Genomic DNA, 23,173 nt, shown 5'->3' with positions numbered 1-23,173 from the left:
GCGTCCCATCGAACGCACCGAGCCCTGACCATGGATTTCGCCTACCCCCTTGCCGGCTTCTTCGTCGGTGCCGTCGTCGGCCTCACCGGCGTCGGCGGCGGCTCGCTGATGACCCCGCTGCTGGTGATGCTGTTCGGCATCCACCCTTCGGTGGCGGTGGGTACCGACCTGCTCTATGCGGCGATCACCAAGGGCGGCGGCACCCTGGTGCACGGCCTCAAGGGCACGGTGGACTGGACGGTGACCAAGCGGCTCGCAAGCGGCAGCATCCCGGCCGCGACGGCGACCCTGGTGGCGGTGCATTTCTTCGCCCCCGGCGGCCTCGCCGAGGCCGCCGGCCTGATCAAGTTCGCGCTCGGCATCGCGCTCCTGCTGACCGCGGTGGCGCTGGTGTTCCGTAGCCGCATCCAGGCCTACGCGCTTGCCCGCTTCGGTGGCACGCCCAATCCCGTGCGCACCGCCCGCCTGACGGTGCTGACCGGCGTCGTGCTCGGCGTGCTGGTGTCGATCTCCTCGGTGGGCGCCGGCGCGCTCGGCGTCACCGTGCTGTTCTTCCTCTACCCCACGATGCCGGCGCTGCGCATCGTCGGCTCGGACATCGCCCACGCCGTGCCGCTGACCCTGGTCGCCGGCATCGGCCACTGGATCCTCGGCTCGGTCGACTGGCTGCTGCTCGGCAGCCTGCTGATCGGCTCGCTGCCCGGGATCTGGCTCGGCAGCCACATCTCGACCAAGGTGCCCGACCGCGTGCTGCGCCCGATGCTGGCGACGATGCTGGTGCTGGTGGGCGCCAAGCTGATCGGCCACTGAGCGCCGACACCGACAAGAACCCACGAACCCGACCAGAGAGAAACCATGTACAAGTACGACGAATACGACCAGCGCCTCGTCGATGAGCGCGTCGCCCAGTTCGCCGACCAGACCGGCCGCTACCTCGCCGGCGAGCTCAGCGAGGACGAGTACCGCCCGCTGCGCCTGCAGAACGGCGTCTACATCCAGCGCCATGCGCCGATGCTGCGCATCGCCGTGCCCTACGGCAACCTGCGCGCCGAGCAGCTGCGCACCCTGGCCCACATCGCCCGTACCTACGACCGCGGCTACGGCCACGTCAGCACCCGCCAGAACATCCAGTTCAACTGGCCGCGGCTGGAAGACGTCCCCGAGATCCTCGGCCTGCTCGCCGGCGTGCAGATGCACGCGATCCAGACTTCGGGCAACTGCATCCGCAACGTCACCGCCGACGCCTTCGCCGGCGTCGCCGCCGACGAGCGCATCGACCCGCGGCCCTGGTGCGAGATCCTGCGCCAGTGGAGCACCTTCCACCCCGAGTTCGCCTACCTGCCGCGCAAGTTCAAGATCGCGGTCAATGGCGCCGAGGAAGACCGCGCGGTGATCCGTGCGCACGACATCGGCCTCGAGCTGGTGCGCGACGCGGCGGGCGAGACCGGCTTTCGCGTGCTCGTGGGCGGCGGCCTCGGCCGCACCCCGGTCATCGGCGAGGAGGTCGCGGTCTTCGTGCCCTGGCGCCAGATCCTCAACTACTGCGAGGCGATCCTGCGCGTCTACAACCTCCACGGTCGGCGCGACAACGCCTACAAGGCGCGCATCAAGATCCTCGTGAAGGCGCTCGGCGTTCCCGAGTTCGCGCGCCAGGTCGAGGCCGAGTTCGCCCACCTGAAGGATGGCCCCTCGACCCTGACCGAGGCCGAAGTGGCGCGCGTCGTCGGCCGCTTCGACGATCCGGTGCTCGCCCCGCTGCCGCCGACCGACGCCGCGCACGAGGCGCGGCTCGCCGCGGACAAGGCCTTCGCCGCCTGGGTGCGGCGCAATGTGCGTGCGCACAAGGTGACGGGCTACGCGAGCGTGGTGCTGTCGCTGAAGAAGCACGGCGTGGCGCCGGGCGACGTCAGCGCCGAACAGTTCGAGCTGGTCGCCGACCTCGCCGAGGAGTTCGCCTTCGGCGAGATCCGCAGCACCCACGAGCAGAACCTGGTGCTGCCGAGCGTGCGCGTCGCCGACCTGCACGCGGTGTGGCAGCGGGCGCGTGCCGCCGGCTTGGCGACGCCCAACATCGGCCTGCTGACCGACATCATCTCCTGCCCGGGGGGCGACTTCTGCAACCTCGCCAACGCCAAGTCGATCCCGATCGCGAACGCCATCCAGGCGCGCTTCGACGACCTCGACTACCTCTACGACATCGGCGAGATCGAGCTCAACATCTCGGGCTGCATGAACGCCTGCGGCCACCACCACGTCGGCCACATCGGCGTGCTCGGCGTCGATAAGAACGGCCAGGAGTGGTACCAGGTCACGATCGGCGGCGAGCAGGGCAACCGCACCGCGCTCGGCAAGGTCATCGGCCCCTCGTTCGCCGCCGAAGAGATGCCCGACGTGATCACCTCGCTGATCAACAACTACATCGACAACCGCCACGACGGCGAGCGCTTCCTCGACACCGTGCGCCGCGTCGGCGTCGAATCCTTCAAGACCCGGGTATATGCCGAGCGCGACGCCCGCCAGCACGCCAAGGAGGTCATCAATGCCTGAGATCATCAAGAACGGCCGCGTCCAGCACGACGACTGGCAGGTCGTGCGACTGGCCGAGGGCGAGGCGGCCAGCGCGACCGCCCTGCCCGCCGGACGCGTGATCGTGCCGCTCGCGGCGTGGCTGCTGCGCCGCGATGAGTTGCTCGCCCGTGCCGACGCCGGCGTGCTCGGCGTCTGGCTCGCGGCCAGCGACGACCCCGCCGCGCTCGCGCCCGACCTCCTGCGCCTGCAGCTGGTGGCGGTCGACTTCCCGAAGTTCGCCGACGGCCGCGGCTACTCGATCGCCACCCTGCTGCGCACCCGCCACGGCTACGCCGGTGAGCTGCGCGCGATCGGCGAGGTGCTGCGCGACCAGTTCGACTACCTCGGCCGCTGCGGCTTCGACGCCCTGCAGCCCGCGCCCGGCCGCTATACGCCCGCGCAGCTGCAGGCCGCGCTCGCCAGCCTCGCCACCTTCAGCACCCCCTACCAGGCCTCGGCCACGCATCCGCAACCGCTGTTCCGCCGCGCGCACCGCCCCGCGGCACACGAGGAGGCCGCATGAACGCCACCGTGACTCCGCTGCGCCCAATGGCCCCCGCCAAGGCCAACGCCACCACCCGGCCCGAGCTCACCCCGGTGCTGAGCGCGCGCGTCACCGCCAGGGCCGCCGCCGCGCTCGACTTCCTGCGCGCCGCGGTCGCCGAATTCGGCACCGAGGGCGAGCTCGCCTTCGCCAACAGCTTCGGCGCCGAGGACATGGTGCTGACCGACCTGATCCTCGCCCACGGGCTGCCGATCACGATCTTCTCGCTCGACACCGGGCGGCTTCCGGCCGAGACCTACGAGCTGATCGCCGAGGTCGAGCGCCGCTACCGCAGCAAGCTGGAGATCTACTTCCCCGACGCTGGCGCGGTCGAAACCTACGTGCGCAGCCACGGCATCAACGCCTTCTACGATTCGGTCGAGCTGCGCAAGGCCTGCTGCGGCGTGCGCAAGCTCGAACCCCTGCGCCGGGCGCTCGCCGGGCGCAAGGCCTGGATCACCGGGCTGCGCGCCGCCCAGTCGGCGACCCGCAGCGGCCTGCCGCTGCGCGAGTTCGACGACGGCAACGGGCTGGAGAAGCTCAACCCGCTGTCGGACTGGAGCGAAGCCGAGGTGTGGGCCTATATCCGAATCCACGAGGTGCCCTACAACGCGCTGCACGACCGCTTCTACCCCAGCATCGGCTGCGCGCCCTGCACCCGCGCGATCGCGGTCGGGGAGGACGTGCGCGCGGGCCGCTGGTGGTGGGAAGACCCCGCCTCCAAGGAATGCGGCCTGCACGTGAGGAAGGACTGAGCGATGAGCGCCGCATCCACCGCGCCCCGCCGCGGCCTGACCCGCCGCCTCCATGCCCTGCGCGCCGGCCTGTGTGCCGCGCTGCGCGCCTTCCGCGGCGCTGCCGCCCCCAACAGGAATCGCTGAAAAAGATCATGTCGACGCTGACCAAACAGACGCTCTCCCACCTCGACTGGCTCGAGGCCGAAGCCATCCACATCCTGCGCGAAGTCGCCGGCCAGTGCGCCAACCCGGTGCTGCTGTTCTCCGGCGGTAAGGATTCGCTCTGCCTGCTGCGTCTGGCCGAGAAGGCCTTCCGCCCGGGCCGCTTCCCTTTCCCGCTGCTGCACATCGACACCGGCCACAACTACCGTGAGGTGACCGACTTCCGCGACAGGCGCGCCGCGGAGCTGGGCGAGCGCCTGATCGTGCGCTCGGTGGAGGACTCGATGACGCGCGGCACCGTGGTGCTCAAGCACGCGGGCGAATCACGCAACAAGCACCAGTCGGTGACCCTGCTCGAGGCGATCGAGGAGTTCGGCTTCGACGCCTGCATCGGCGGCGCCCGCCGCGACGAGGAGAAGGCGCGCGCCAAGGAACGGATCATGAGCTTCCGCGACGAGTTCGGGCAGTGGGATCCGAAGAACCAGCGCCCCGAGCTGTGGAACCTGTACAACGCGCGCAGCCACAAGGGCGAGAACATCCGCGCCTTCCCGATCAGCAACTGGACCGAGCTCGACGTCTGGCAGTACATCCAGCGCGAGCGGCTCGAGCTGCCGTCGATCTACTTCGCCCACACCCGTCCGGTAGTGCGCAAGAACGGTCTGCTGCAGCCGGTGACCGAACTGACCCCGGCGAAGGACGGCGACGTGGTGGAGGACGTGCTGGTGCGCTTCCGCACCGTGGGCGACATCACCTGCACGGCACCGGTGGAGTCGGATGCGGACACGCTGGACAAGATCCTCGCCGAGACGGCGACCACCACGATCACCGAGCGCGGCGCGACGCGGATGGACGACCAGACTTCGGAGGCGTCGATGGAGCAGCGCAAGAAAGAAGGGTACTTCTGAACGCAGTTGTGTCGGCTTGAGCGGGTGTGCTTGACGGCTCGATGAGGGATGCGTGGGTGCCGCTCAACCCAAAGGACGAACACCATCGCGCGGTGAAGGTTTTCTGCCTTCGGGCACCCACCACGCCAGTCGGGGATGTGTCGGGTGTTCCTGGAGAAGGCGAGGACTGTCCGAGCGAAGCGAGTTCCGCAGCCTTCGGAAGGAATACCCGGCGCAGCCCCGACGGATCGCCAGGTACCAATCGCCCCCCAGCAAACGAATTTGACGAAAGATTGAAGGAATCATGACCATGTCCGCCCTTGAAAACCTGCCCGAAATCGACAACGGCCTGCTGCGCTTCCTGACCTGCGGCAGCGTCGACGACGGCAAGAGCACCCTGATCGGCCGCCTGCTGTTCGACAGCAAGACCATCCTCGCCGACACCCTCAACGCCATCGAGAAGACCTCCGCCAGGCGCGGCATGAGCGCGGTCGACCTCTCGCTGCTCACCGACGGCCTGCAGGCCGAGCGCGAGCAGGGCATCACCATCGACGTCGCCTACCGCTATTTCACCACCGGCCGGCGCAAGTACATCATCGCCGACGCCCCCGGCCACGAGCAGTACACCCGCAACATGGTGACCGCGGCGTCCACCGCCAACCTCGCGATCATCCTCGTCGATGCGCGCAAGGGCGTACAGGTGCAGACCCGGCGCCACTCCTACCTCGCCAGCCTGGTCGGCATCCCCCACCTGATCGTCGCGGTCAACAAGATGGACCTGGTCGACTACGACCAGGCCAGCTTCGAGCGCATCAAGGCCGACTACCTCGCCTTCGCCGGTCAGCTCGGCATCCGCGACGTGCGCTTCATCCCGCTGTCCGCGCTCAATGGCGACATGATCGTCGACCGCGGCGAGCGCCTCGGCTGGTACCAAGGCCCCACCCTGCTCGAAATCCTCGAGAGCGCCCCCGCTGCCCACACCGAACGGGCGGAGAACTTCCGCTTCCCGGTGCAGTTCGTGTGCCGCCCGCATGATTCGGCCAACCCCGAGCTGCACGACTACCGCGGCTTCATGGGGCGGGTCGAATCCGGCGAGATCACCGTGGGCGATGCGGTCACCGTGCTGCCCTCGGGCGCGAGCAGCCGGGTGAAGGCGATCGAACTCGGCGGCGTGCCGCTGCCCAAGGCCATCCACGAGCAGTCGGTGACCCTGCTGCTGGAGGACGAGATCGACATCTCGCGCGGCGACATCATCGTCAAGTCCGCCGAGGCGCCCGAGCCAGTGAAGCAGATCGACGCCACCGTGTGCTGGCTGTCGGAGACCCCGCTGTCGCCGGCGCGCACCTACCTCGTGCGCCACACCACCCGCGAGGTGAAAGCCAGGCTGGCGAAGATCGACTACCGGCTCGAGCTCAACACGCTCGCCCACGAGCCGGCCAGCGGCCTGGCGATGAACGACATCGCCCGCGTCACCCTCAAGCTCGCGCAGCCGATCGTCGCCGACCGGTACGCGGACAACCGCGCCACCGGCGCCTTCATCATCATCGACGAGAGCACCAACAACACGGTGGGCGCAGGCATGATCGGCTGAGCGCGATTCGCCTTTGTCAGCCGCTGCGGGGCTGCCGATAATGTCGGCAGCCCCGCCCTTTTTTGTCCAACGAATCCGCCAGCATGCCCGCCTCCATCGACACCGCCCGCACCCGCATCGACAAATGGCTGTGGGCCGCGCGCTTCTTCAAGCACCGCACCGCCGCGACCGAGGCGGTCGACGGCGGCAAGGTCAAGCTCAACGGGCTCGCGGTCAAGCCGGCGCGCGACGTCAGGGTCGGCGACCGGCTCGACATCACCGTGGGCGAGGACACGCGCACCGTGATCGTGCAGGCGATCGCCGACAAGCGCGGCTCGGCGGCGGTAGCGCAGACGCTTTACGAGGAGACGCCGGAGAGCGTCGAGGCCCGCGACCGCGCCCGCAGCCTGCGCAAGTTCGCCGCCACTCCGGGCGCCGACCTGCACGGCCGTCCCACCAAGCGCGACCGCCGGCGGATGGATCGCTTCGGCGGCCGCTAGCGGCGCCCAAGCTGGGCAACTAAACCCCGGGCGGCCCGCCCGCAGCCGCTTCCTCCGGTACCATGTCGCATATTACCGACAACTGATGCGACCTGAGGAGGATCATCATGCCCGCAACATTCCCCGCCAGATCGACCGCTGTCTTCCTCGCGAGCCTCTCGCTCGCCGTCGCCGGCTCCGCATTCGCGTCCGGTCCGCTGCAGGACGGGGAAGCGGTCTACCGCGACGCGTGCGCCGCCTGTCACGGGCCAGGCCCGGTCGATGCACCGAAGTAGGGCGACAGTGAGGCCTGGACTGAGCTCATCGCCGAGGGCCAGCACGTCATCACCGCGCATGGCTGGGTGGGCGTGCGCGAGATGCCCGCGCGCGGCGGCGAGCCCGACCTGCGCCTCGAGGAGTTCGGGCGCGCGGTAGCCTACATGGCGCGTGCCGCGGGCGCGGACTGGCGTGACCCCGATCGCGAACCGGAGATGATGGCGCGCATCCGCAGCGAAGAGCGCGACCGCATCGCCTCGATGGGCGAGAAATACCGCGAACCGGCCGACAGCGGCCGCAGCGGCGAAGCGGTGTACCAGTCCGTCTGTAGCCACTGCCATGAAACGGGCGTGGCCGAAGCGCCGCGCTTCGGCGATCGCGAGGACTGGGCGGAGCTGATCGAGGAAGGCCAGCACATCGTCACCGCGCATGGCTGGGTGGGCGTGCGCGCGATGCCGGCGCGCGGCGGCCACGACGAGCTCTCGATCGAGGAGTTCGCGCGCGCGGTGGCCCACATGGCCAAGGCCGCCGGCGCCGACTGGCAGGATCCGAGCGGAAACGCCACCCTGCTCGGCCGCATCCGCCTCGAGGAAGCCGACCGCCGCCAGCAACTCGCTCTCGACTGAGAACTCTCGCGCCCCTTCCGCACTCCGACTGACAAGTCCGCGCCCGTCCGGGCGCTGGCCGCATTGGAGACCGTGCCATGCAGGCTCTTCGGAACGCCGGCGGGCGCAGGCTGATCGGCGCCCTGCTCTTGCTGTGCGCCCTGTCGCTCGCAGTGCTCGCCGCGCCCGTGGCGTCGAACGGCAGTGGCGTGCTGGTGCTGCGCATCGACGGCGCGATCGGCCCAGCGAGCGCGGATTACGTGCACCAGGGCCTGGCGCGCGCCGCCAGCGCAGGCAAGCAACTGGTCGTGATCGAGATGGACACCCCGGGCGGGCTGGACACCTCGATGCGCGCGATCATCAAGGATATCCTCGCCTCGCCGGTGCCGGTGGCCGCCTTCGTCGCGCCCGAGGGCGCGCGCGCCGCCAGCGCGGGCACCTACATCCTCTATGCCAGCCACGTCGCGGCGATGGCGCCGGCGACCAACCTGGGGGCGGCGACGCCGGTGGCGATCGGCATCGGCGGCGCCCAGCCGGGCAAGACCTCGCCGCGCGCGGACGACGAGGGCGACCGGGGCGACCGGCCCGGAACAGCGGCCGAGGGGCGCGATCGCGAGGACGCGCGGCCGGCCGCGCCCGCCGACGCGATGAGCGCGAAGTCGATGTCGGACGCCACCGCCTACATCCGCAGCCTCGCCCAGCTGCGCGGGCGCGACGTGGCCTTCGCCGAGCGCGCGGTGCGCGAGGCCGCCAGCCTGTCGGCCGAGGAAGCGCTCGCCGCGGGCGTCATCGAACTGATCGCGGTCGACACCACGCAGCTGCTCGAGAAGCTCGACGGCCGCGAAGTCACGGTCCTCGACGGCCAGCGCACGCTCGCCACCGCGAGCGCGGCGGTCGAGCGCCTCGAGCCCGACTGGCGCAACCGCATCCTCGCCGCGATCGCCAACCCGCAGGTCGCCCTGATCATGATGATGATCGGCATCTACGGCCTGTTCTTCGAATTCACCTCGCCCGGCTTCGGCGTGCCCGGCGTGGCCGGCGCCATCTCGTTGCTGATCGCGCTGTACGCCTTCCAGCTGCTGCCGGTGAACTGGACGGGCGTGCTGCTGCTCGCGGTGGGCGCCGCGCTGATGCTGGCCGAGGCCTTCCTGCCGAGCTTCGGCGTGCTCGGCGTGGGCGGCATCATCGCCTTCGTCGTCGGCGGCCTGTTCCTGCTCGACGCCGAGGCGCCCGGCTTCGGCATTCCGCTCGCGCTGATCATCGGTCTCGCGCTCGCGAGCGCGGCGATCCTGCTCGCGATCGGCAGCCTCGCGGCGCGCAGTTTGCGCCGCCGGGTGGTGAGCGGGCGCGAGGAGATGATCGGCGCCACCGGCCAGGTCACCGCCGACGCCGGCGACGGCAACTGGTGGATCCGCGTGCATGGCGAAAACTGGCGGGCGCGCAGTGGCGCCGACCTGCAACCCGGCAGCCGAGTGAAGGTGGAGCGCATCGACGGCCTCACCCTCGAGGTTTCACCCGCCGCCACCCACACCACAACAGGGAGTACCCCGTCATGATCGACCTGCAATTCGGACTCGCCCCGCTGCTCCTGCTGCTGATCTTCCTCGTCGTCGCCGCGATCAAGATCCTGCGTGAATACGAGCGTGGCGTGATCTTCATGCTCGGCCGCTTCTGGAAAGTGAAGGGCCCCGGCCTCGTCATCGTGATTCCCGGCATCCAGCAGATGGTGAAAGTGGATCTGCGCGTGGTCACCATGGACGTGCCCGCCCAGGACGTGATCTCGCGCGACAACGTCTCGGTCAAGGTCAATGCGATCGTGTTCTTCCGCGTGGTCGACCCGGAAAGGGCGATCATCCAGGTCGAGAACTACCTCGTCGCCACCAGCCAGCTTGCCCAGACCACGCTGCGTGCCGTGCTCGGCAAGCACGAGCTCGACGAAATGCTCTCCGAGCGCGAGCGCCTCAACCTCGACGTGCAGCAGATCCTTGACGCACAGACCGACTCCTGGGGGATCAAGGTCACCAACGTCGAGATCAAGCACATCGATCTTAACGAGAACATGGTGCGCGCGATCGCCCGCCAGGCCGAGGCCGAGCGGGAGCGGCGCGCCAAGGTGATCCACGCCGAAGGCGAGAAGCAGGCGGCGCATGCGCTGCTCGAGGCCGCGGAGATGCTCGCGCGCGAACCCGCGGCGATGCAGCTGCGCTACCTGCAGACCCTCACTCAGGTCGCCGGCGACAAGAGCTCGACCCTGGTCTTCCCGGTGCCGGTCGACCTCATGGGCCAGCTGCTCGCCCGCGCCGGGAAGCCGCGGGCGGGCGGCGACTGAGACGCTGCGGGCTCAGCCGCGCAGCACCGCGACCGCCTTGATCTCGACGATGTAGCCCGGCGCGCCGCACAGCTGGGCGGCACCGATCGCGGTCCAGGCGGGAAAGTCGGCGTCGATGTAGCGGTCCTTCACCTTCATGAAGAGCGCCAGGTCGCGCATGTCGGTGTGGTAGCTGGTGAGGTCGACGATGTCGCGCATGCTGCCGCCGGCGGCCTCGACCACCTTCTTCAGGTTCTCGAAGGCCTGCACGATCTGCGCCTCGCTGCCCTCGACCAGCTCCATGTTCTGGTCGCGGCCGATCTGGCCCGAGACATACACCGTGTTGCCGACGCGTACACCGGGGGCGTAGCGGACCCTTTCATAGACGGCTTCCATGCCCTTCGGGATGATGGGTTGACGATCGCTCATTGCGTGACTCCTCGGGTTGATGATGAAAGCATTGTCGGGACGCCTCAGTCGAGCACCAGCGCGAGCGCGAGCGGCAGGAAGACCACTGCGGCGAGGTTGCCGATCAGCACCATCGAGGCGACCTTGTCGGGTTCCTGGGCGTAGCGCTCGGCGAACATGTAGTTCAGCACCGCCGGCGGCAGCGCACCGAACACCATCAGCAGCGCGCGCTCGCGCGGCGGCAGCTCGATCGCCAGCATGACCGCCCACGCGAGCGCCATGCCCACCAGCGGGCGGGCGACCGCGCCGAACACGCCGAAGCCGATCGCGGCGATGCGCGAGTCCGCCATCCGGACGCCGAGCGCGAACAGCATGAGCGGGATCGAGATGTCGCCCAGCATCCGGATCGAGATCATCAGCGGCTCCCACACCGCGACGCCGAGCAGGCCGACCGCGAGGCCGGCAGCCGTCGCCAGCACCGTGGGCACGCGCCAGATCGTGGTCAGGCGCACCCGATGGTCGAGCAGCCAGGCGCCGAAGGTGAAGTGGGCGAGGTTGCTGACCATGAACATCACCACCGCCGGCGCCAGCGCCACCTCGCCGAAGGCGAGCACCGCGAGCGGCAGGCCGATGTTGCCGGCATTGTTGAACATCATCGGCGGCACGAAGGTCTTCGGCTGGAGGCCCGCCAGGCGCGCCAGCGCCCAGCCGGCGAGGCCGGAGCCCACCACCACCACCGTGGTCGCCCCCAGCAGCGGCAGATACTCACCGAGGCGGAAGTCCTTGCTCGCCAGCGCACCGAAGATCAGCGCGGGGACGAAGACATCCATGTTGAGCTTGTTCGCGTGGGAGAGGTCGGGCCGCGTGAAACGACCCGCAGCGTAGCCCACCGCGGCGATCGCGAACATGGGAAAGAGGATCGAGACGATGCGGAGCAGCATGTTGTTGTTATCCGGCGCGGGCAGAAATGAAGGCGGGCCGGACGTTGCGCCCGGCCCGCCGATGTTGACTGCTGAAGTTTACAGCACGTAACGGGCGAGATCCTCGCGCTCGGCGAACACCTCAAGGCGGCCGTCGACGAAGGCGCCATCGACCCTCACCGTCTGCGTCCCGGCGCTGCGACCGGCCTCGAAGGAGACTTCCTCGAGCAGCTTTTCCATCACGGTGTACAGCCGGCGGGCACCGATGTTCTCGGTCTTCTCGTTGACCTGGTAGGCGATCTCGGCCAGGCGGCGGATGCCCTCGTCGGTGAACTCGAGCGTCACGCCATCGGTGGCGAGCAGCGCCTCGTACTGGCGGGTGAGGCAGGCGTCGGTGCTGGTGAGGATGCGCTCGAAATCCTCCACCGACAGCGACTCGAGCTCGACCCGGATCGGGAAGCGGCCCTGCAGTTCGGGGATCAGGTCGCTCGGCTTCGACAGATGGAAGGCGCCGCTGGCGATGAAGAGGACGTGATCGGTCTTGATCATGCCGTACTTGGTCGAGATCGTCGTGCCCTCGACCAGCGGGAGCAGGTCGCGCTGCACCCCCTGGCGCGACACGTCGGTGCCCTGCACATCGCTGCGCGCGGCGATCTTGTCCACCTCGTCGAGGAAGACGATGCCGTTCTGCTCCACCGCGCGCACGGCCTCGAGCTTGACCTCCTCGTCGTTGATCAGGCGCGCGGCCTCTTCTTCGGTGAGCAGCTTGAGCGCCTCGCGGATCTTGAGCTTGCGCTGCTTCTTCTTGCCGCCGCCGAGGTTCTGGAACATGCCCTGGATCTGCTGGGTCAGCTCCTCCATGCCCGGCGGGGCGAAGATCTCGGCCTGCATCGGCGCGGCTGCGATCTCGATGTCGATCTCCTTGTCGTCGAGCTCGCCCTCGCGCAGCTTCTTGCGGAATTTCTGCCGGGTGGCGGAATCCTGCACCGGCTCCGGCTCGGCGTTGAAGCCGACCGGACGCGCCGGCGGCAGCAGGGCGTCGAGCACGCGGTCCTCGGCGGCGTCGAGCGCGCGGTCGCGCACCGCCTTCATCGCCCGCTCACGCCCGTCCTTGATCGCGATCTCCATCAGGTCGCGAATGATCGTGTCGACGTCGCGCCCGACATAGCCCACCTCGGTGAACTTGGTCGCCTCGATCTTGATGAAGGGCGCGTTGGCCAGGCGTGCCAGACGGCGCGCGATCTCGGTCTTGCCGACGCCGGTGGGACCGATCATGAGGATGTTCTTGGGGGTGATCTCGCTGCGCAGGGGTTCGGCCACCTGGGCGCGACGCCAGCGGTTGCGCAGCGCGATCGCGACGGCCTTCTTGGCCTTGTCCTGGCCGACGATGTGCTTTTCGAGCTCGGAGACGATCTCCGGCGGGGTCATATGGGTCATGGGGTCGGATATCTCGCTTCAGTCCAGCACTTCGATCGTGTGGCACTGGTTGGTGTAGATGCAGAGGTCGCCGGCGATCGTCAGCGCCTTCGACACGACCTCCTTCGGATCGAGCTCGCTGTTCTCGATCAGCGCGCGCGCCGCCGCCTGCGCGTAGGCGCCGCCACTGCCGATCGCGACGATGCCCTGCTCGGGCTCGAGCACGTCGCCGTTGCCGGTGATTATCAGTGAATGCTCGCGATCGGCGACCGCCAGCATCGCCTCGAGCCGGCGCAGCATGCGGTCGGTGCGCCAGTCCTTGGCGAGCTCGACCGCGCTGCGCAGCAGATTGCCCTGGTGCTTGTCGAGCTTGGCCTCGAAGCGCTCGAACAGGGTGAAGGCGTCGGCGGTGCCGCCGGCGAATCCGGCCAGGATCTGGCCGCTGTGGATGGTGCGCACCTTGCGCGCCGAGGCCTTGACGACGATGTTGCCGAGCGTGACCTGGCCGTCGCCGCCGAGCGCGACGCGCCGGCCGCGACGCACCGAGAGGATGGTTGTGCCGTGATACTGTTCCATGAACGCTTCCTTGCTTGAATTCGTTGTCGCAGCCGTCGCCTCAGGCGCGTCGCGACAGGCTCGCCACCTCGGCGATGCCCATCACCCGCAGCAGGACGTCGACCAGGGCGTTGAGCTTGATCAGGGTCGCCCGGCGCCCCGTCGCCTGCAATTTCGCCAGCTCGTTGAGCAGACTGCCGGCGCACACGAAATCGACCCGCCTCAGTCGCTCGCAGTCGATCACCGCACGCTCGCGGTCGGCGGCGTAGGCGAGCATCCTGCGCATTGCATCGCTGCCGGCGCCGAACAGTTCGCCCTCGAGGCGGAACGCCTCGCCGCCGGGTTCTATCGCGGCGGCCTGTCCGCCGGCCACCGCATTCAGGGCCTCGGGCGTCTGCCGACCCGCCTCCCAAGAGGGCGGCGACAGCTCGAAGGTGATCGCGTAGTCGAGCGCGAGTTCCTCGAAGCGGGCCTCGTCGCCCCCCGCCTGCATGAGTTCGAGCAGCAGCAGCCAGGTATCCGGTGCGGTGGCCTCGCCCGGCCGCACCCGCTTGCCGAGCGCCTCGGCGAGCTCGCCGCCGTTGAGCAGCCATACCTTGATCCGCTTCGCCCGCATGTCGGTGATCGCCTGTCGCAACAGGGTGCACGCGGCGGCGTCGGCGTCGCGCACGCGAGCGAGGTCGATCCGCACCGCGCCGCCCTTGCGCGCGATCAACTCGATCTGCTGCAGCTGGGCCGCAAGTTCGGACGACAGCCGGCCGGCGAGCGCCAGCAGCGGCACCGCTTCTCCGCGCGGAGTGGCCGGCGCGCCGGAGAGGTCGTCCCATGGCGGCGGGGAGCATTCGAAGCGGGTGGCGAAGTCGAGCGCGAGCTCCTCGAAGCGCAGGCGTGCGCCGCTCAGACGATGGAGGTCGAGCAGCATCCGCCACAGGCCGTCGCTGGCGGCCGTCGCCGGATCGGCGAGCGCCTCGCGCAGCACCCGTTCGGCAGCGGCCGCGTCGCCCGCGGCCCAGGCCATCGCGGCATCCTCGGCGCGGGCGTCGATGCCGGCGCTCACCTCCTGCACCTGCACCATCTCGGCGAACTGCATGAGCTGGCTCTTGACCGCGAAATCCGCGAAGGCATCGGCTTCCGCCGCTGGCGACTGCGGATCGGGGTCGTCGAGGTACTCGTGAGGCTTCCGGGCACTGTCCGGAGGCGGTTTCCTGCCGAAGAATGGAAGAGCCACGCTGGTATCCGCTCGTGAGTTTTTTCGCCAAGGCCCGCCGCCGCATGGGGGCAAAGCCGGCGCAAAGGATAGCACTTCGCCGAAAGGCCTTGCGTCCGGGGCACCGATCGCGATTACTTTTTGATAAAAACCATTCCTGTAAACGCTTGCCTTTCCGGCTTCAAAGCTCGGCTAGAATGCTGCGATGCACATCACGTCCGCGCCTGCCGCCGACCAACCGGCGCCAGCGGTATTCCGCTGGCCGGTTCGCGTGTACTACGAAGACACCGACGCCGGCGGCGTGGTCTATTACGCCAATTACCTGCGCTTCTGCGAACGCGCCCGCACCGAGTGGCTGCGCGCGCTCGGCGTCGCCCAGCAGCGCCTGCTGAGCGAGCAGGGCATCGGCTTCGTCGTGCGCGCGATGGAGGCCGACTACTTCGTCTCGGCGCGCCTCGACGACGAACTGCAGGTGGTGAGCACGATCGTCGGCCTGCGTCGTGCCAGCCTCGCGTTCCGCCAGGAGGTCGTGCGTGGCGACGAACGCCTGTTCGCCGCCACGATCCGCGTCGCCTGCGTCGACCTGCGCCGACAGAAACCGGTTTCCATCCCCTCCTCGCTTCACGATCTCCTCAAAGCCCAGACCCCGGTATGACCGCCTCCCAAGATCTCTCGATCCTCAGCCTGATCACCCAGGCCAGCGTCCTCGTCCAGCTCGTCATGCTGCTGCTGGCCGGCTTGTCGGTGGTGTCGTGGTACTGGATCTTCCGCAAGGGCTTCCGTATCCGCCAGGAGCGCACCAAGACCGCCGCCTTCGAGCGCGACTTCTGGAGCGGCGGCGATCTCGGCACGCTCTACGAGGCCGCCACCTCCTCCCGCCACCAAGCCGGCGGCATGGAGCGCATCTTCGAGGCGGGCTACCGCGAATTCACCAAGCTGCGCAGCAAGAGCCACGACCACAGCGCGATCATCGACGGCGCCCGCCGCGCGATGCGCGCCACCTACCAGCGCGAGGTGGACGACCTCGAGGCCCACTTGGCCTTCCTCGCCTCGGTCGGCTCGGTGTCGCCCTACATCGGCCTGCTCGGCACCGTGTGGGGCATCATGAACGCCTTCCGCGGCCTGTCCAACGTCGGCACCGCCACCCTCGCCCAGGTCGCACCCGGCATCGCCGAGGCTCTGGTGGCAACCGCGATCGGCCTGTTCGCCGCGATTCCCGCGGTGGTCGCCTACAACCGCTATGTGCACGACATCGACCGCCTCGGCATCCGCTTCGAGAGCTTCATGGAGGAGTTCTCCAACATCCTGCAGCGCCACCTGCGCTGAGCGAAGGAAGCCATCGCCATGCGTCAGCGCCGCCTCATGAACCAGATCAACGTCGTGCCCTACATCGACGTGATGCTGGTGCTGCTCGTGATCTTCATGGTCACCGCGCCGATGGTCCAGCCCGGCACGATCGACGTGCCCTCGGCCGGCGTGTCCGCCAGCCCGCCCGCCGAGGCGATGGTGCTCGAGATCAAGGCCGACGGCGCGATGTCGATCCGCGCCAGCAGCAACGCCGCTCCGCGCCCGCTCGCCGACCGCGAGTTCCAGGGCGTGCTCGAGGACGCCCTGGCGAAGAACCCCGAGCAGCCCTTCCTCGTCGCCGCGAGCAAGGAGCTGCAGTACCAGAAGGTCATCGACGTACTCGAGGCCGCGCGCGCCGCCGGCGTGCGCAGGATCAGCCTGCAGACCCAGACGGGCAGCGACGGCCGATGAACGAGCGCGTCACCCCGCCGCGGCGCGAGGAGCCGGGCAAGCTCGCCTCGCTCGGCCTCACCGTCGCGGTGCATCTCGGCCTGCTGCTGTTCCTCTTCCTCGGCGTCAGCTGGCAAAGCTCGCCGCCGGGTTCGCTCGAGGTCGCCCTCGTGGGCGGGCCGGAGGGCGGCGGCGCACCGGCCGCCCGCCAGGCCGCGCCTCAAGCGGAACCGAAGCCCCAGCCGCGGGCCGAACCGAAGCCCGAACCGAAGCCGGAGCCCCGGCCTGAACCGCGGCCCGAGCCCAAGCCGCAGCCCGCCCCCAAGCCGGAACCCGTCGCCAGACCCGAGCCCAAACCGGCGCGGAAGCCGGAGATCGCGACCAAGGCCCCGGAAAAGAAACCCGAGCCGAAGAAGCCGGAACCCAAGCCGGAGCCGAAACCGGAGCCGAAACCGGAGCCGAAACCGGAGCCGAAACCGGAGCCGAAGAAGCCCGAGCCCAAGCCGGAGCCGAAGAACCCCGAGCCGAAGAAGCCAGAGCCGAAACCGGAGCCGAAACCGAAGCCCAAGCCCGAGCCTGAGCAGCCGGAGCCGAAGAAGCCCGAGCCACAGCCCGCAGCCAAGCCCGCGGCCAAGCCGGCAGCGGCGCAGGACGACTTCAAGCAGAAGCTCGCGCAGGAAGCCGCGCGTGCCGAGCGCGCCCGACTCGACAGCATGATGCAGGCCGACGCCGCGCGCACCGCGGCCGCCCGTGCCGGCGGCGCCGGCGGCCGCCCGTCCGGTGCCGCCGGCGGCGGCGGAAGCGGCGACGTCGATCGCTACAAGAACGCGATCCGCGCCAAGGTGCGCGGCAACCTGCTGCCGCCGCCGGGCATCTCCGGCAACCCGGAAGCGGTGTTCGAAGTGGACCAGCTCCCCAGCGGCGAAGTGCTCAACGTGCGCCTCAAGCGCTCCTCGGGCATTCCAGCGCTCGACCAGGCGATCGAACGCGCGATCCGGCGCTCGAGCCCGCTGCCGCTGCCCGAGGACCGCGGCCTGTTCCAGCGCACGCTCGAGCTCAGGTTCCGCCCCCTGGCGGACTGAGCGGCCGATTTTTTCGCATGTATAATCCACGACTTATGCCGAATACGAGAAAGCCCATGCTCGCCGCCTTCCGCCTCCTCGCCGCCACCGTGCTGGCCTGCCTGTCGCTGGCCGCCCATGCCCAGCTTTCGATCGAGATCACCGGCGCCGGCGCCTCGCGCTTCCCGGTGGTGATCCCGGTGTTCGAGAACGAGGCGCGCCTGCCGCGCGGCGTCACCGACGTGGTGCGCGCCGACCTCGAGCGCAGCGGCCTGTTCACGCTGATCGACATCGGCCCCCTGCCCCTGCCCGAATCGGTCGTGCCCGATCTCGCCGGCATGCGCGGCCGCGGCGCCGACGCGGTGCTGACCGGCAGCCTGGTCCCGCAGGCCAACGGCAGCTACGACGTGCGCTTCCGCCTGTTCGACACCCAGCGCCAGCTCGAGCTGGGCGCGATGTCGATGCCGATGACGCCGGCGCAGAACCGCCTCGTCGGCCACCGCATCGCCGACTTCGTCTACGAGAAGCTCACCGGCATGCCGGGTCACTTCTCCACCCGCATCGCCTACGTGGTGAAGAGCGGCCCGCGCTTCGAGCTCCAGGTCGCCGACGCCGACGGCATGAACCAGCAGGCGGCCCTGATCTCGCGCGAGCCGATCATCTCGCCGTCGTGGTCGCCCGACGGCAGCCAGCTCGCCTACGTGTCCTTCGAGCAGAAGAAGCCGATCATCTACGTGCATACGCTCGCCACCGGCCAGCGCCGGGTGGTCGCGAACTTCAAGGGCTCCAACTCGGCGCCCACCTGGTCGCCCGACGGCCGCCAGCTGGCGGTGGTGCTGACCAAGGACGGCCGCTCCCAGCTCTACGTGCTGAACGCCGACGGTTCGGGCGTGCGCCGCCTCGCGAGCTCCTCCGGCATCGACACCGAGCCGGCCTGGTCGCCCGACGGCCAGTGGATCTACTTCACCTCCGATCGCGGCGGCAGCCCGCAGATCTACCGCATTTCCGCCTCCGGTGGCGGCGCCCAGCGCGTGACCTTCGACAACGCCTACAACGTCACCCCGCGCCCCTCGGCCGACGGCAAGCTCCTCGCCTTCATCACCCGCAACGGCGGGCGATTCCAGGTCGCGGTGCTCGACCTCGCCACCCGGCAGACAACGATCCTCACCGACTCGGCACGCGACGAGTCGCCCAGCTTCGCTCCCAACGGCCGCATGATCCTCTACGCCACCGAAGTCGGTGGACGGGGCGTGCTCGCCGCGGTGTCGTCTGATGGGCGAATCAAGCAGCGCCTGTCGGTGCAGGCCGCCGACGTCCGCGAACCCGCCTGGGGTCCGCAGATCCGGTAAACACGCTGCTGTTCGTCATCACATAAAAATCCGGGGAATACCTCCATGAAGAAACTGCTTCTGCCCGCTCTCCTCTCTGTTCTGCTCGCCGCCTGCTCGAGCACCGGCACCGACGCCACCGGCAGCGCCGCGGTCGAAGACCGCAGCAGCACCGGTGTCGCCACCGTGACCGCGCCCGGCACCGCCGGCGCCGGCATGGCCGCGCTCACCGACCCCAACAGCATCCTCTCCAAGCGCAGCGTCTATTTCGACTTCGACAGCTTCGTCATCAAGCCCGAAGCCAAGTCGCTGATCGAGGCCCATGCCCGCTTCCTGGTGCAGAACCCGCAGATGAAGATGCTCATCCAGGGCAACACGGACGAGCGCGGCAGCCGCGAGTACAACCTCGCCCTCGGCCAGAAGCGTGCCGACGTCGTCAAGCAGGCGCTGATGCTGCTGGGCGCCACCGAGGCGCAGATCGAGTCGGTCAGCCTCGGCGAAGAGAAGCCGCGCTGCGACGACGCCTCGGAGAACTGCTTCGCCGAGAACCGTCGCGGCGACATGCTCTACTCGGGCGAATTCTGAGATGAAACGCCTGCTGCCGCTGGCGGCCCTGCTCGCGCTGACATCGGCCGGACCCGCGCAAGCGGGTCTGTTCGATGACGCCGAGGCACGGCGCCAGGTCAACGAATTGCGTCAGGAGTTCGAGAGCCGGATCGAGAGCACCAGCCGCGGCCAGCTCGAGCTCGCCAACCAGAACGAGCAACTGCGCGGCGAGATCGCCCGCCTGCGCGGCCAGATCGAGGTCCTGCTCAACGAGGTCGAATCGCTGAAGGCGCGTCAGCGCGACTTCTACGTCGACCTCGACGACCGCCTGCGCAAGATCGAAGGCGGTCCGGCGGCGGGCGCACCAGCGGAGTCGGCCGCCGCCACGCCGGCCGATCCGGCCGCCGAATCGGCCGACTACGAGGCCGCCCTCGGCCTGCTCAAGGCCGGCAAGCATCGCGAGGCATTGTCCGCCTTCGAGCGCTTCGCCCGGGAATACCCCTCCGGCAGCTTCACCCCCGGCGCCCACTTCTGGGCCGGCAACGCCGCCCTGCAGACGAAGGACCTCGCCGCCGCGAGCAAGCACTTCGACACCGTGCTGACGAAGTGGCCGCAGGATCCGAGCGCACCGGATGCGATGCTCGGCCTCGCCAACAGCCAGCAGGCCACCGGCGACGCCGCCGCAACCAGGCGCACCCTGCAGAACCTGGTCGACCGTTACCCGCAGAGCAACGCCGCGCAGATCGCCAGGCAGCGTCTCGCCGCGCGCTGAGCCGATGACGACCACCGTCGCGGCGGAGGGCGCCGTGCGCCTGCGCATCACCGAGATCTTCGCCTCGGTGCAGGGCGAGTCCACCCGGGTGGGCCTGCCCACGGTCTTCGTCCGCCTCACCGGCTGCCCGCTGCGCTGCTCCTGGTGCGATACCGCCTACGCCTTCCAGGGCGGGCACACGCGCGAACTCGGCGCGGTGCTGGAGGACGTCGCCCGCCACGGCCTGCGCCACGTCTGCGTCACCGGCGGCGAGCCGCTGGCGCAGAAGGGCTGCCTCGCCCTGCTCACCGCGCTGTGCGACGCAGGCTATTCGGTGTCGCTCGAGACCAGCGGCGCGCTCGACATTTCCGGCGTAGATCAACGCGTCGCGCGCATCGTCGACCTGAAGGCGCCCGGCTCCGGCGAGGAGGCGAGGAACCGCCTGCAGAACCTGGCGCTGCTCGGCCCCCAGGACGAACTCAAGTTCGTGCTCGCCGACGAGGCCGACTATGCGTGGGCCAGGCGCCAGCTCGCCGAGCACCGCCTCGCCGGACGCTGCGAGCTGCTGTTCTCGCCGGTGGAGGGCCGGCTCGAACCCGCCCGGCTCGCCGAATGGATCGTTCGCGACCGCCTGCCGGTGCGCTTCCAGCTTCAGCTGCACAAGATCCTCTGGAACGACGCCCGCGGCCGCTGAGGCCGCCTCGCCCATCAGGAGCAAACCGATGAACCAGCCAGAGCGTGCCGTCGTCCTGCTTTCCGGCGGCCTCGACTCCGCGACCTGCCTCGCGATCGCCCGCGACATGGGTCTCGACCCCCATGCCCTGACGGTGGCCTACGGCCAGCGCCACGCCGCCGAGCTCGCGGCCTCGGAGCGGGTCGCCGCCGCGCTCGGCGCCCGCGAGCACCGCCTCGCCCATGTCGACCTCGGCCAGTTCGGCGGCTCCGCCCTCACCGACGACGCGATCGCGGTGCCGGAGGCGGCCGGCGGTGCCGACGAGATCCCGGTCACCTACGTGCCGGCGCGCAACACCGTGATGCTGTCGATCGCGCTCGCCTGGGCCGAAGTGCTCGACGCGCGCCACATCTTCGTCGGCGTCAACGCGGTCGATTATTCCGGCTACCCGGACTGCCGTCCCGCCTTCATCGCGGCCTTCGAGACGATGGCCAATCTCGCCACCCGGGCCGCCATCGAAGGGCGGCGGGTGCGCATCCACGCTCCGCTGATCGACCTCTCCAAGGCCGAGATCATCCGCCGCGGCACCGCGCTCGGGGTCGATTACGGCATCACCGTGTCCTGCTACCAGGCCGACGACGAAGGCCGTGCCTGCGGTCTGTGCGACGCATGCCGCCTGCGCCGGGCCGGCTTCGAGGCCGCCGGCGTGCCGGATCCCACGCGCTACCGGCCGCTTCGCCCCTGAAACGGGTGCTTTTGACCTAGAATCGGGGCCCTATCCTCGAGCCTGCAGCTGCCCCTCATGGACGAAACCCTGGTCGCCGCCTCCACCATCACCTCGCTCGCGTTCGCCATCGGCGTCCTCTTCGGCTTCGTCGGCAATCGCACCAACTTCTGCACCCTCGGCGCGATCTCCGACATCCTCAACATGGGCGACTGGAGCCGCATGCGGATGTGGATGCTGGCGATCGCCGTCGCGATCTTCGGCACCGCCGCGCTGCAATTCGCCGGGCTGTTCGACGCCTCCAAGTCGATCTACAGCGGCACCCGCCTGATCTGGCTGTCGAACATCGTCGGCGGCGCCGCCTTCGGCGTCGGAATGACGCTCGCCTCGGGCTGCGGCAGCAAGACCCTGATCCGCATCGGCGGCGGCAACCTGAAGTCGGTGGTGGTGTTCGCCTTCCTCGCGATCAGCGCCTACATGACGATGCGCGGGCTGTTCGGCGTCTGGCGCACTGAGTTCCTCGACCCGGTCGCGGTCGGCCTCGCCCATGGCCAGGACCTCCCCTCCTTCCTCGCCGCCGGCGGCTTCGACCCGCAAACCGCGCTGCTGCTCGCGGCCGGCGCGATCGGCGGCGTGCTGCTGGTGGCCGCGCTGGCGAGCCGCGAAAGCTGGCGCTCGGACGTGCTGCTCGGCGGTATCGTCATCGGCGCGCTGTGCGTCGCGGGCTGGTACGTCACCGGCCACATCGGCTACGTCGCCGAGCATCCGGAGACGCTGGAGGAGGCCTTCATCGCCACCAACAGCCGCAGCGCCGAGTCGCTGACCTTCGTCGCCCCCTTCGCCTACACGCTCGAGCTGCTGATCCTGTGGAGCGACAGCAGCCGGGTGCTGACCTTCGGCATCGCCAGCGCGCTCGGCGTGATCGCCGGCTCCGCCCTCTACGCCGCGCTCAGCCGCAGCTTCCGCATCGAGGGCTTTCGCGACCCGGGCGACCTCGTCCGCCACATCGCAGGCGCGGTGCTGATGGGCTTCGGCGGCGTCACCGGCCTCGGCTGCACCATCGGCCAGGGCATCTCCGGCTTCTCCACCCTCGCCCTCGGCTCCATCCTCACCACCTTCGCGATCATCGCCGGCGCGGCGGTGACCATGAAGATCCAGTACTGGCTGATGATGCGCGAAGCCTGAGGCGACGATGGCACGAATTCCCGTCAATCGGAACTTGACACTCTCGAAGTGTCTCACTATCATTCGCGACTTCACGGCGGGTCGTTAGCTCAGTTGGTAGAGCAGCGGACTTTTAATCCGTTGGTCGCTGGTTCGAGCCCAGCACGGCCTACCAGGAGATTCAGGAAAATAGCCAGGCTCGAGAGTCTGGCTATTTTTCTTTCCGCTCCTCGTTCGCCCGGTCATCGGTCCGGTTCCGGTCCCGAACGCACCGCCCGGCACGCTCCGTCGCCGGTCCGGCGTCCTCGCCCGGACCCACTGCTTGCGCGTCCCCGACCCGGCAAGCGAACCGTAACGGTCTCGCCCCATCGACCGTCCCAGCGCGGCGCGCGCACGCTTCACCATCGCGTCGCCCTACCCTGCCGCCCGTGGGCACAGGGTTGCCATCGAGCACAAGAGCTTCGGCCCGCCACTTACCGCGCCGATTTCGCGAAGCGCCGCCGCGTCACCCTCGCTGGCCGGGCGCTGAATCAAGGCTTGCCTCGGCGGA

26 protein-coding genes and 1 tRNA gene are annotated in these 23,173 nt (G+C 69.3%); 22 read left to right on the top strand and 5 right to left on the bottom strand.

Translation table 11 applies throughout. The features are described 5' to 3' along the window. The first annotated feature begins 30 nt into the window (after positions 1-30). The 11 genes from BB334_RS15605 to BB334_RS15560 all read left to right on the top strand — a co-directional run bounded on the left by BB334_RS15605 (position 31) and on the right by BB334_RS15560 (position 10,154). On the top strand, positions 31-810 hold the full coding sequence (locus BB334_RS15605; RefSeq protein WP_068809402.1) for a sulfite exporter TauE/SafE family protein: 780 nt from the start codon (positions 31-33) through the stop codon (positions 808-810). Positions 811-855: 45 nt separating this feature from the next. Then, positions 856-2,547, top strand: coding sequence for a nitrite/sulfite reductase (locus tag BB334_RS15600; protein ID WP_068809401.1), 1,692 nt, complete (start codon positions 856-858; stop codon positions 2,545-2,547). Further along, positions 2,540-3,091, top strand: a complete 552-nt coding sequence (locus BB334_RS15595; RefSeq protein WP_068809400.1) for a DUF934 domain-containing protein — start codon at positions 2,540-2,542, stop codon at positions 3,089-3,091. The genes BB334_RS15600 and BB334_RS15595 overlap by 8 nt, the downstream gene beginning before the upstream one ends. Continuing rightward, positions 3,088-3,867 (top strand): phosphoadenylyl-sulfate reductase, encoded by a 780-nt coding sequence (locus tag BB334_RS15590; RefSeq protein WP_068809399.1) that lies wholly within the window; start codon positions 3,088-3,090, stop codon positions 3,865-3,867. The genes BB334_RS15595 and BB334_RS15590 overlap by 4 nt, the downstream gene beginning before the upstream one ends. Before the next feature lie 3 nt (positions 3,868-3,870). Continuing rightward, positions 3,871-3,993: a hypothetical protein gene (locus tag BB334_RS18840; RefSeq protein WP_269799009.1), complete on the top strand. Its 123-nt coding sequence runs from the start codon at positions 3,871-3,873 to the stop codon at positions 3,991-3,993. 8 nt (positions 3,994-4,001) lie between these two features. Then, positions 4,002-4,916, top strand: a complete 915-nt coding sequence (gene cysD / locus BB334_RS15585) for a sulfate adenylyltransferase subunit CysD (protein ID WP_068809398.1) — start codon at positions 4,002-4,004, stop codon at positions 4,914-4,916. A gap of 289 nt (positions 4,917-5,205) precedes the next feature. Next, the gene (gene cysN, locus BB334_RS15580) at positions 5,206-6,486 is read left to right on the top strand and encodes a sulfate adenylyltransferase subunit CysN (protein ID WP_068809397.1); all 1,281 of its coding nucleotides are present in this window, start codon (positions 5,206-5,208) and stop codon (positions 6,484-6,486) included. An 83-nt stretch (positions 6,487-6,569) separates the two neighbouring features. After that, positions 6,570-6,965: an RNA-binding S4 domain-containing protein gene (locus BB334_RS15575; protein WP_068809396.1), complete on the top strand. Its 396-nt coding sequence runs from the start codon at positions 6,570-6,572 to the stop codon at positions 6,963-6,965. A gap of 356 nt (positions 6,966-7,321) precedes the next feature. After that, complete coding sequence (locus tag BB334_RS15570; RefSeq protein WP_232756760.1) at positions 7,322-7,846, top strand: c-type cytochrome; 525 nt, start codon at positions 7,322-7,324, stop codon at positions 7,844-7,846. A 77-nt stretch (positions 7,847-7,923) separates the two neighbouring features. Beyond that, positions 7,924-9,381: an NfeD family protein gene (locus tag BB334_RS15565; protein ID WP_068809394.1), complete on the top strand. Its 1,458-nt coding sequence runs from the start codon at positions 7,924-7,926 to the stop codon at positions 9,379-9,381. Further along, on the top strand, positions 9,378-10,154 hold the full coding sequence (locus BB334_RS15560; RefSeq protein WP_068809393.1) for a slipin family protein: 777 nt from the start codon (positions 9,378-9,380) through the stop codon (positions 10,152-10,154). Before BB334_RS15565 ends, BB334_RS15560 begins: the two co-directional genes overlap by 4 nt. 12 nt (positions 10,155-10,166) lie before the next feature. Here the strand turns inward: BB334_RS15560 and BB334_RS15555 are convergent, their stop codons facing one another. The 5 genes from BB334_RS15555 to BB334_RS15535 form a co-directional block, all read right to left on the bottom strand. Continuing rightward, positions 10,167-10,562, bottom strand: a complete 396-nt coding sequence (locus BB334_RS15555; protein WP_068809392.1) for a RidA family protein — start codon at positions 10,560-10,562, stop codon at positions 10,167-10,169. Between the two features lie 44 nt (positions 10,563-10,606). Continuing rightward, on the bottom strand, positions 10,607-11,482 hold the full coding sequence (locus BB334_RS15550; protein WP_068809391.1) for an AEC family transporter: 876 nt from the start codon (positions 11,480-11,482) through the stop codon (positions 10,607-10,609). A gap of 78 nt (positions 11,483-11,560) precedes the next feature. Then, complete coding sequence (hslU, locus tag BB334_RS15545; protein WP_068809390.1) at positions 11,561-12,898, bottom strand: ATP-dependent protease ATPase subunit HslU; 1,338 nt, start codon at positions 12,896-12,898, stop codon at positions 11,561-11,563. Positions 12,899-12,916: 18 nt separating this feature from the next. Then, entirely contained in the window at positions 12,917-13,453 is a 537-nt protein-coding gene (gene hslV, locus BB334_RS15540; RefSeq protein WP_068809389.1) for an ATP-dependent protease subunit HslV, read from the bottom strand. Between the two features lie 40 nt (positions 13,454-13,493). Then, a complete protein-coding gene (locus BB334_RS15535; RefSeq protein ID WP_083200457.1) occupies positions 13,494-14,660 on the bottom strand; it encodes an STAS domain-containing protein in 1,167 nt (388 codons plus the stop codon). Between the two features lie 184 nt (positions 14,661-14,844). Between BB334_RS15535 and ybgC the strand changes: the two genes are divergently transcribed. From ybgC to BB334_RS15480, 11 genes are all read left to right on the top strand, one after another. Beyond that, entirely contained in the window at positions 14,845-15,294 is a 450-nt protein-coding gene (gene ybgC / locus BB334_RS15530) for a tol-pal system-associated acyl-CoA thioesterase (protein WP_068809388.1), read from the top strand. Beyond that, positions 15,291-15,965 (top strand): protein TolQ, encoded by a 675-nt coding sequence (gene tolQ, locus BB334_RS15525; protein ID WP_068809387.1) that lies wholly within the window; start codon positions 15,291-15,293, stop codon positions 15,963-15,965. The genes ybgC and tolQ overlap by 4 nt, the downstream gene beginning before the upstream one ends. 18 nt (positions 15,966-15,983) lie before the next feature. After that, positions 15,984-16,397, top strand: coding sequence for an ExbD/TolR family protein (locus BB334_RS15520; protein WP_068809386.1), 414 nt, complete (start codon positions 15,984-15,986; stop codon positions 16,395-16,397). Next, positions 16,394-17,458 (top strand): cell envelope integrity protein TolA, encoded by a 1,065-nt coding sequence (gene tolA, locus BB334_RS15515; protein ID WP_068809385.1) that lies wholly within the window; start codon positions 16,394-16,396, stop codon positions 17,456-17,458. Before BB334_RS15520 ends, tolA begins: the two co-directional genes overlap by 4 nt. A gap of 56 nt (positions 17,459-17,514) precedes the next feature. Next, positions 17,515-18,786, top strand: a complete 1,272-nt coding sequence (tolB, locus tag BB334_RS15510; protein WP_068809384.1) for a Tol-Pal system beta propeller repeat protein TolB — start codon at positions 17,515-17,517, stop codon at positions 18,784-18,786. A gap of 45 nt (positions 18,787-18,831) precedes the next feature. After that, on the top strand, positions 18,832-19,350 hold the full coding sequence (gene pal / locus BB334_RS15505) for a peptidoglycan-associated lipoprotein Pal (protein WP_068809383.1): 519 nt from the start codon (positions 18,832-18,834) through the stop codon (positions 19,348-19,350). A 1-nt stretch (position 19,351) separates the two neighbouring features. Further along, positions 19,352-20,083 carry a tol-pal system protein YbgF gene (gene ybgF, locus BB334_RS15500; protein ID WP_068809382.1) on the top strand — a complete coding sequence of 244 codons (732 nt, stop codon included), beginning with the start codon at positions 19,352-19,354 and terminating at the stop codon, positions 20,081-20,083. A 4-nt stretch (positions 20,084-20,087) separates the two neighbouring features. Then, positions 20,088-20,756, top strand: a complete 669-nt coding sequence (queE, locus tag BB334_RS15495) for a 7-carboxy-7-deazaguanine synthase QueE (protein ID WP_068809381.1) — start codon at positions 20,088-20,090, stop codon at positions 20,754-20,756. Between the two features lie 28 nt (positions 20,757-20,784). After that, positions 20,785-21,480 (top strand): 7-cyano-7-deazaguanine synthase QueC, encoded by a 696-nt coding sequence (queC, locus tag BB334_RS15490; RefSeq protein WP_068809380.1) that lies wholly within the window; start codon positions 20,785-20,787, stop codon positions 21,478-21,480. Positions 21,481-21,537: 57 nt separating this feature from the next. Continuing rightward, positions 21,538-22,644 (top strand): YeeE/YedE family protein, encoded by a 1,107-nt coding sequence (locus BB334_RS15485; RefSeq protein ID WP_068809379.1) that lies wholly within the window; start codon positions 21,538-21,540, stop codon positions 22,642-22,644. 78 nt (positions 22,645-22,722) lie between these two features. After that, a tRNA-Lys gene (locus BB334_RS15480) sits at positions 22,723-22,798 on the top strand. Positions 22,799-23,173 lie beyond the last annotated feature (375 nt).

The organism is Thauera phenolivorans, from assembly GCF_001696715.1.
Taxonomy (GTDB): Bacteria; Pseudomonadota; Gammaproteobacteria; order Burkholderiales; family Rhodocyclaceae; genus Thauera; species Thauera phenolivorans.
The sequence above is the reverse complement of the archived record's forward strand: the minus strand, read 5'-3'. Positions and strand labels throughout refer to the sequence as shown.